Source organism: Bacteroides sp. RTP31139st1_H2_RTP31139_211217, assembly GCF_040227615.1.
Taxonomy (GTDB): domain Bacteria; phylum Bacteroidota; class Bacteroidia; order Bacteroidales; family Bacteroidaceae; genus Bacteroides; species Bacteroides uniformis.
The window spans coordinates 36137-44673 of record NZ_JBCNZM010000026.1 but is presented as its reverse complement, the minus strand read 5'-3'; the positions used below and the strand labels follow the sequence as shown (position 1 = coordinate 44673).

Here is an 8537-nt window from a genome sequence, read left to right as displayed (position 1 = left end):
TCATAAACGCTGGAAAAATAAACGAAAAGAATCTGTGCAACATGGATAAGATTGCTGTTGTCATATTGAATTGGAACGGATGTGATATGCTCCGTTCCTTCCTTCCCTCTGTTGTGCGTTTTTCGGAGGTGGATGGTGCTGTGGTGTATGTGGCGGACAATGGCTCTACGGATGCTTCCGTGGCAATGCTCCGTCGCGAGTTTCCTTCTGTGCACTTGATTCTGCTGGAAGAGAACCACGGTTTTGCCGACGGATACAATCTGGCATTGAAGCAGGTGGAGGCAGAATATGTAGTGCTGCTCAACTCCGATGTAGAGGTCACCGAGCACTGGCTTGTCCCGTTGGCAGAGTATATGGATGCCTATCCGGAGACGGCCGCTTGCCAGCCGAAGATACGCAGTTGGCGTAACAAGGGGCAGTTTGAATATGCCGGAGCTGCGGGAGGTTTCATCGACCGCTATGGCTATCCCTTCTGCCGCGGCCGTATTATGGGCGTGGTAGAAGAGGACAAGGGGCAATACGACACGGTGATACCCATTTTCTGGGCTACGGGGGCGGCTCTGTTCATCCGTCTGGCAGACTACCGGGAAGCGGGTGGGCTGGACGGACGTTTTTTTGCCCACATGGAGGAGATAGATTTATGTTGGCGGCTTCGTGCCCGTGGCAGACAGTTGGCATGTATACCGCAGAGTGTGGTATTTCATGTGGGAGGGGCCACTTTGAAGAAGGAGAATCCGCGCAAGACCTTCCTCAATTTTCGTAATAACCTTGTCATGCTTTATAAGAATCTGCCGCAGGAGGACTTGGCGTCCGTGATGCGTGTACGTGCGGTGCTCGATTATGTGGCTGCGTTCAGTTTCATGCTGAAAGGCCAGTTACCCAATGCTTTGGCCGTATTCCGTGCGCGCCGTGCCTACCACTCCCTCCGCACTTCATTGGCAGCGTCCCGCAAAGAGAATCTGAAAAAAACTACGCTTGCCGTAATACCGGAACGGACAAAAAACAGTATATTGGCGCAGTTTTATCTGCATGGAAAGAAATTCTTTTCCCAATTGTAGGAACTGTTGCCTTTTATAATTGTTCAATCTATTAAAGGTTTTGAATTATGGAAAAACTAGTTAGAAAAATCGGATTAGTGGCACACGACGCCATGAAGAAAGACCTCATCGAGTGGGTACTGTGGAACTCGGAATTGCTGATGGGGCATAAATTCTATTGTACGGGCACCACGGGTACCCTTATCCTCGAAGCCCTCCGGGAGAAACATCCTGATGTGGAGTGGGATTTCACTATCCTTAAATCCGGTCCTTTGGGCGGTGACCAGCAGATGGGCTCGCGCATTGTGGACGGAGAGATTGACTATCTTTTCTTTTTCACCGACCCGATGACCCTTCAGCCGCACGATACGGATGTGAAGGCGTTGACCCGCCTTGCCGGTGTGGAGAACATCGTGTTCTGCTGCAACCGCAGTACGGCAGACCATATCATTTCCAGCCCGTTGTTTGTCGACCCGACGTATGAACGCACTGTTCCCGATTACAGCAACTACACCAAGCGGTTTGCAAATAAGCCGGTGGTGGCCGAAGCGGTGGAATCGGCAAAGAAGCGGAAACGGCAAAAATAAGGATGAAACTCGGTTCTACTGGGCATTCTTAATCTATCGCTACCCTTCGTTCATGGACAGCCCACACTGGTGCGATAGCCCACCCTTGCCGTTTGAAGTCATAGAGTTGCACAATAATGGTGTTGGTGAATCTGCCCATTCTATGTCGTTGAGGTATTGGTAGGGGAAGCGGAACTCTGTGAGGTTTATTTTCAATAGTTCATTCCTTCTGAAGTCTGCATAGTTGTATGGGTTTGTAAAGTCGTAAGGGGTGGGCAGGTAGAGGGCATTTCTCCAATGAAACTCGGAGCTGTATTTGATAGCAAGCGGCCGGTAGCAGGAAGAGAGCGACGATGGGGAGTAATGCCAGTCGTTGTATAGCGTTTCTCATTGACTTTTTGTTGATGATGGGGCAAAGGTACGGAATATTGGTATCAATGGTTGTATTCTACGGCAGAAAAGTTGCTGCATGCTCACTGCAGAACTTCTGTATACATTTTGCAGTGCTACTGCATATCTGTTGCAGCGTCACTGCAAAGCTATTGCAGTACTACTGCAAATATATGTGCAGCGCCACTGCAAAAAGCATGCAGTGTCTTTGCAGTGGGAAGTGTCTGTGTATCAATAGTGAATGGGGTGATTCGGCAATCTGTCATTCTCCGCGGCGTTGGCATATTTCCACTCCTGCAGCCTCTATATCCGCGCCCATCGGTGGATTGCGCTTTGCCAGCTTGAGGGTTATTTCCTCTATCTGTGGGAAGTCGTGGAACAATCGGTTTATAATTCGCCCGCATACATGTTCCAATAGTTTGGAAGGAATGTCCATCTCTGCCTTCACAGCTGTATGTACATCGGCATAGCTCACGGTGTCGGCTACGTCGTCCGTTTCTGCCGCACGCCGGATATCAACTTGCAGGCGCAGGCTGACGGTAAACTCATTGCCTACCACGGTTTCTTGTTCGCCCACGCCGTGATGGGCGAAGAAGCGAAGCGTGTCAAGGAAAATATAACTGGTCATTACTTGTAGATTGTTTTCTGCAAACTTACTGATATTTTGTGGTACGGGCAAATCAGTATCCGGTTATTACGATTCAGGCTGTGGATTGTATTCTGTAAAATATAAAAATAGCGCGAAATTGTTTTTTATAGAATACAATTATGTGAGGGCCGGAATGAACTTATCGAATTATTTTAGGCACGGAATTATACGGGTTATCACGGTTACTTTCAATATTATCCGTGATTGTCCATGTAATCCGTGCCTAAAATAACCCTTTGTTAAGAATCCTTTCTTATCTTCCGGTGCTTTCTATCATGCTCCTTATTTTCTCGTTCAGGCTTTCTGCCTTCATCAGTTGTTCCAGTGTCAGGTGCATGCGCCAGCGCCAGTAGTGCCGCGGGTTGGCAGGAATATTGATGCGTTCTTCCTGCACGTTCGGGTTGCGCCATTTGCCGTCCATGGACATCCAGTCTTGCAGGGAGAGGATGCAGAGGATGGAGTTGCTATGGAGGTGATTGCGAACCACTTCTTCGCAGAGCTCCGGCGTGGCCGTTGCCGGTGCGGCACCGTAGTGCCCGAGCATGGTGTTGTAGTAACGCTGCGTCTGTTGGAAGTCTTCTTCCCACCAGCCGCGCAGGGTAGACATGTCGTGCGTGGAGATGGTGCAGACCGAACGGTATGGATACCAGTCTGTGTGGCCGAATTCTTGTTTCGGGTCTTTCGGCATACGTTGTATCTCCAGGGAAAGGATACGCAGGTCGTTCATCACCCATGCCACGCAATCGGGAATCATGCCTAAGTCCTCACCGCATACCAGCATGCGCGTGGACTGTGTCAGTTGCGGCAGTTTCTTCATGGCTTGCTGTCCCCAGAAGTCGTTGTGGCGGTGATAGTAGTACTGGTCATACAGCCGGTTGAAGGCAGCCTTTTCCCAATCGTTCAGTGCGCGGTAGATGTAGTCGTGCTGCACGCCGATGCGCGGATGGTATTCGTGCGGATTGTTGCGGTCGGGCACGAACAGCACATCGCTGATAAGGGCGTAAAGCCCGTCACGAATCCAGATGCTGTCATCGTCCGTTTTTCCGGCAAAGTAGGCTTCCACCTTGCGCTGGGTGTCGAACTCGGGACGCATGCGGTAAACCTCCCACGTGTCTGTCGGCTCTATGAAGGTCTGTTTCACATAGTCTGTATGCGGGCCGAAGATTTGTCCGAGGAAGTACTCATGGATATAGGGCTTTAGGAAGAAGTCTTCGCGGAATGCCAGCCCGTAGCTTTCTATCTCCTCGCGCGTCATGGGCAGGGCGGGGACGAATTCTCCCAACAGCCCGTGTACGGCGTGCATCGGTATCTCCCAAATGCGGAAGAAGCCGAGGATGTGGTCTATGCGGTAGGCATCGAAGTATTCTGCCATTTTGTGGAAACGTTTCATCCACCAGGCATAACCGTCTTTTTCCATGACATCCCAGTTGTAGGTGGGGAGGCCCCAGTTCTGTCCGTTCACGGAGAAGTCGTCGGGCGGTGCACCGGCTTGTCCGTTCAGGTTGAAGTAGTGGGACTCTTTCCAGGCTTCCACACTGTTGCGGCTGATGCCGATGGGAATGTCGCCTTTCAGCACTACGCCGTTGGCGCGCGCATGCTCCGTGGCGGCAAGCAGTTGCCGGTGCAGGTTGAACTGGATGTAATAATAGATGGCTATGTGCGGATAGTCGGCGGAGTCCGGCCGGCACAATGTCTCTATCTCCTTGGCATCGTAGGTGGCATACTTGGGCCACTCGCGGAAATTCGGGGTCTTGTAGGCATCACGCAGGTAGCTGAAGACGGCATATGGCTGCAACCATTCCTTGTTGGCTTCGTAGAAATTACGGAAAGCATCCGATGCCAGCACCTTTTCCCCTTCCTGCTTGAAGATGAGGTGGAAGTATTCCCACTTTGTCTTGTTCACAGCTTCGTAGTCCACGGCGGGCAGGGCATTCAGTTCCTTCTGGCGTTTGTTGAATTCGGCCATCACCTTCTTGTCCTTCAAGCTGCCCAACTGCTTCAGGTCGGCGTACATGGGATGGAAGGCATAGATGGAGATGCTACTGTAAGGGTAGGAGTCTGTCCAGGTATGCGTCATGGTAGTGTCGTTGATGGGCAGAATCTGCACCGCCTTCTGATTGGTGGCAACTGCCCAGTCAATCATGCGCTTCAAGTCGCCGAAATCGCCTACACCGAAGCTTTTCTCGGAGCGCAGGGAGAATACGGGTACGGCTACTCCGGAACCTTTCCATGCAGGAAGATTGAAGTATACATAACGGTCGCCGACAGCCAGCGTTTCGTTGGCGGCTATCTGCGGGTCGGCCATATAGCGGTTGGGATTGTTCTCCCAGGCCACGGCACGGCGCTCTTTCTTGTTGTAAAGGACGAATTTATACTCCAGCGGGAAGCTGATTTTGCCGGCATCCACTTCTACCTGCCATTCGGGGAAGTCGATGTCGCTCATAAGGGCAGCTTTGTCCGGGTTCCAGTCACCCAGCGCCTTCTGGTTTCCGCAGAGTGCCAGGCAATGGTCACTGTCTATGCAGGGGGCGTACGCCTTTATCAGCAACCCCTTTTTGTAGCTTTTCGGGGCGGCACTGCGTTCGCGATGCGCCAGCAGGGATTCTGTGAAAGCGGATGTATAAAAATACTGCTGCTCGGGCAGATTCTTCCAACAATCTTCTATGCGGTAAACTTTCTTCGGATTGTCTGCAACGTGCAGGATGCGTGGCAGGCTGTTCCACTCTGTCCGTATGGTTCTGCCATCTCGATAGATGTGGTAACTGTATTCGACGCTTCCATTACCGGGAATCTGGATATCCACTTCCGCGGTCCAGTGAATGCCGTCTACAGTGTGCAGGGGGGTGGCTTTGTTGGGCTGGTTGTTGCCAAGTTCCGGGATGGAACCCAGGACTCTGACTTCTTCACCCCAGCTGGTGCGATACTCGATATTGAATATTAGTGTCATATTATATTAGATTTAGAAATAGCAATAGCTGCAATGATTATGCAAGTATAGAAATTATTCCTCATAATCATGCAGCTACCGTTATCTAAGTCATTTAAATTCCTATGCAAACGTTTGTGCTTGCCGTGGGATTATCCACAGCGAGAAGCTCCGCACGTCTTGCAGATGAGGCAACCTTCTTGGTAAACCAGTGTTTCGTTACCGCAGTTGGGGCATTTCTTGCCTTTGGCTTCCGTGCCGTCCTGGATGTATTTCTTCAGGGCGCGTTCCACACCGTTCTTCCAGGTGTTGATGTTTTCGCTGTCCAGTTGCAGTGAACCTACCAGCTTGATGACCTGCTCGATAGGCATGCGGTAGCGCAATACACCGGAAATCAGCTTGGCATAGTTCCAATACTCTTTGTTGAACTTCTCGGACAGACCCTCGATGGTGACTTTGTATCCGCGCTTGTTCTCGAACTGGAAGTCGTAACGCTTGTTTCCGTGCTCATCCACATTCTTGATGATGTGGCCCGACACCACATTCTTCGGCAGGATGATGCCTTCATCATCATCCAGCACCCCGGTGAATATTTCGTAGGGATGATTGTCCAGCAAGCCGACGAATGCCACCCATTTCTCCTTGTTGTTCTGGAAGCGGACAACGTCTGCATCCAATATTCTGGGACGTGTTTCAACGACCGTAGGCGGTTTGCACGGGGGAAGTTCGGACTTCTTGTCACTCTTGGTAGAGATGAGCACGCCGGAACGCGAACCGTCGCGGTAAACCGTACAGCCCTTGCAGCCGGATTTCCATGCTTCTACATACAGACGGTTCACGAGGTCTTCGTCTACGTCGTTCGGCAGGTTGATGGTTACGCTGATAGAGTGGTCCACCCATTTTTGGATACGTCCCTGCATCTTGACTTTCATCAGCCAGTCCACGTCGTTGGAGGTTGCTTTATAATAAGGTGATTTCTCTACCAGGGCATCCACTTCTTCCTGCGTGTAGCGTTTGGCGGGGTTGTATCCTTGTGCTTCCATCCAAGTCACGAACTTGGGGTGGAACACGATATATTCTTCAAAGGCATCTCCGGTTTCGTCGATGAAGTCCACATGGACGTTCGTATCGTTGGGATTCACTTTGCGGCGGCGCTTGTACACGGGCAGGAATACGGGCTCGATACCGGAGGTGGTTTGAGTCATCAGGCTGGTGGTGCCGGTCGGGGCGATGGTCAGACAGGCAATGTTGCGGCGTCCGTACTTCTTCATCTCCTCGTACATTTCCGGGTCAGCTTCACGCAGGCGGTTGATGAACGGGTTGTTCTTTTCGCGTTCTGTATCGTACACCTCGAATGCGCCGCGTTCTTTGGCCATTTCTATGGAGGAGCGATAGGCGTTGAGTGCCACCGTCTTGTGTACTTGCTCCGAGAATTCGGTTGCCTCTTCAGTGCCATAACGCAATCCCAGGGCGGCAAGCATGTCGCCTTCTGCCGTGATGCCTACACCGGTACGGCGGCCTTGGGCGCTTTTCTTGTAAATCTTCTGCCACAAAACGCGTTCTGTATGTTTCACGTCTTCACTTTCGGGGTCGGCATCTATCTTGCTCATGATGCGCTCTATCTTCTCCAGTTCAAGGTCGATGATATCGTCCATGATGCGTTGGGCCAAAGCTACATGCTTCTTGAATAGCTCAAAGTCAAAGTAGGCGTCCGGCTTGAACGGATTGACCACGTATGAGTAAAGGTTGATGGCGAGCAGACGGCAGGAGTCGTACGGGCACAGTGGAATTTCGCCGCATGGATTGGTGGATACGGTACGGTAGCCCAGGTCTGCATAGCAGTCGGGCACGGATTCCTTTAATATGGTATCCCAGAACAATACACCGGGTTCTGCCGATTTCCATGCATTGTGCACAATCTTTTTCCATAATGCGGATGCGTCAATGTCTTTTTGAAATGCCGGCTCTGTGGCGTCAATCGGATATTGCTGTGTATATGGTTTGCCTTCGATGGCGGCCTGCATGAAGTCGTCGGTCAGTTTTACGGAAACGTTGGCTCCGGTCACTTTGCCCTCAGTCATCTTGGCATCGATGAAGGCTTCCGAGTCGGGGTGTTTGATGGATACGCTGAGCATCAGTGCGCCGCGGCGTCCATCTTGAGCTACTTCGCGTGTAGAGTTTGAATAGCGTTCCATGAAGGGAACCAAGCCGGTGGAGGTCAGTGCCGAGTTCTTTACCGGTGAACCTTTCGGACGGATATGGGATAAGTCGTGTCCCACGCCGCCACGGCGTTTCATCAGCTGTACTTGTTCTTCGTCTATCTTGAAGATGGCACCATAAGAATCCGCTTCGCCGTCCACACCGATAACAAAGCAGTTGGACAGAGAGGCTACCTGATAGTTGTTCCCGATTCCGGTCATCGGGCTTCCTTGCGGAACAATGTACTTGAAGTGGTCGAGCAAGCCGAAAAGTTCCTCTGAACTTAATGGATTGGGGTACTTGGCCTCAATGCGGGCTACCTCATTGGCTATCCGCCAATGCATGTCTTCCGGAGACTTTTCGTAAATATTTCCGAAAGAATCTTTGACTGCATATTTGTTTACCCAAACTCTGGCAGCCAACTCGTCGCCTTGGAAGTATTTTAAAGATTCTCCGTAGGCTTCGTCATAAGAATAATTTTTCTTTTCCACAATGTTGTATCTCTTAGGATTAGTTACAAATAAGTAAAGTTGTAGAAGTTGTACTTATCGTTAACAAATGTATTTGCAAAGCTATGAATGTTTTTCAACTTGGCAAAATTAAAATGAATGTTTTTATTAACCGATATATAGTTTTCTATTGATTGCTATTAATTTATTGGTTTATAATGTTTTAATGATTTGAGTAAACGAATAAGTTTTCCAAAATGGAATTTATTAACAACTTGTTGGGCTGAAAGGTTCTCGGTTTAGTCGAACATAAGGTTACTT

The 8537-nt window shown here is 50.3% G+C and carries 5 protein-coding genes; 2 read left to right on the top strand and 3 right to left on the bottom strand.

Annotation, left to right across the window (positions count from 1 at the left end; genetic code table 11):
* Positions 1-41 precede the first annotated feature (41 nt).
* Both ABUA47_RS06465 and ABUA47_RS06460 read left to right on the top strand, forming a co-directional pair.
* Entirely contained in the window at positions 42-1058 is a 1017-nt protein-coding gene (locus ABUA47_RS06465; protein ID WP_016273034.1) for a glycosyltransferase family 2 protein, read from the top strand.
* A 47-nt stretch (positions 1059-1105) separates the two neighbouring features.
* A complete protein-coding gene (locus ABUA47_RS06460) occupies positions 1106-1624 on the top strand; it encodes a methylglyoxal synthase (RefSeq protein ID WP_005830204.1) in 519 nt (172 codons plus the stop codon).
* Between the two features lie 631 nt (positions 1625-2255).
* Here the strand turns inward: ABUA47_RS06460 and folB are convergent.
* The 3 genes from folB to ABUA47_RS06445 all read right to left on the bottom strand — a co-directional run bounded on the left by folB (position 2256) and on the right by ABUA47_RS06445 (position 8258).
* Complete coding sequence (gene folB, locus ABUA47_RS06455; RefSeq protein ID WP_005830212.1) at positions 2256-2621, bottom strand: dihydroneopterin aldolase; 366 nt, start codon at positions 2619-2621, stop codon at positions 2256-2258.
* 274 nt (positions 2622-2895) lie between these two features.
* A complete protein-coding gene (locus ABUA47_RS06450) occupies positions 2896-5589 on the bottom strand; it encodes a 4-alpha-glucanotransferase (RefSeq protein WP_035449136.1) in 2694 nt (897 codons plus the stop codon).
* Between the two features lie 131 nt (positions 5590-5720).
* Entirely contained in the window at positions 5721-8258 is a 2538-nt protein-coding gene (locus tag ABUA47_RS06445; protein WP_005827290.1) for an adenosylcobalamin-dependent ribonucleoside-diphosphate reductase, read from the bottom strand.
* Positions 8259-8537: the final 279 nt, after the last annotated feature.

Bases quoted from the DNA above. Each gene is read 5' to 3' on its own strand.
- ABUA47_RS06460 (WP_005830204.1), top strand. From the start codon at position 1,106: ATGGAAAAACTAGTTAGAAAAATCGGATTAGTGGCACACGACGCCATG.
- folB (WP_005830212.1), bottom strand. From the start codon at position 2,621: ATGACCAGTTATATTTTCCTTGACACGCTTCGCTTCTTCGCCCATCAC.
- ABUA47_RS06450 (WP_035449136.1), bottom strand. From the start codon at position 5,589: ATGACACTAATATTCAATATCGAGTATCGCACCAGCTGGGGTGAAGAA.
- ABUA47_RS06465 (WP_016273034.1), top strand. From the start codon at position 42: ATGGATAAGATTGCTGTTGTCATATTGAATTGGAACGGATGTGATATG.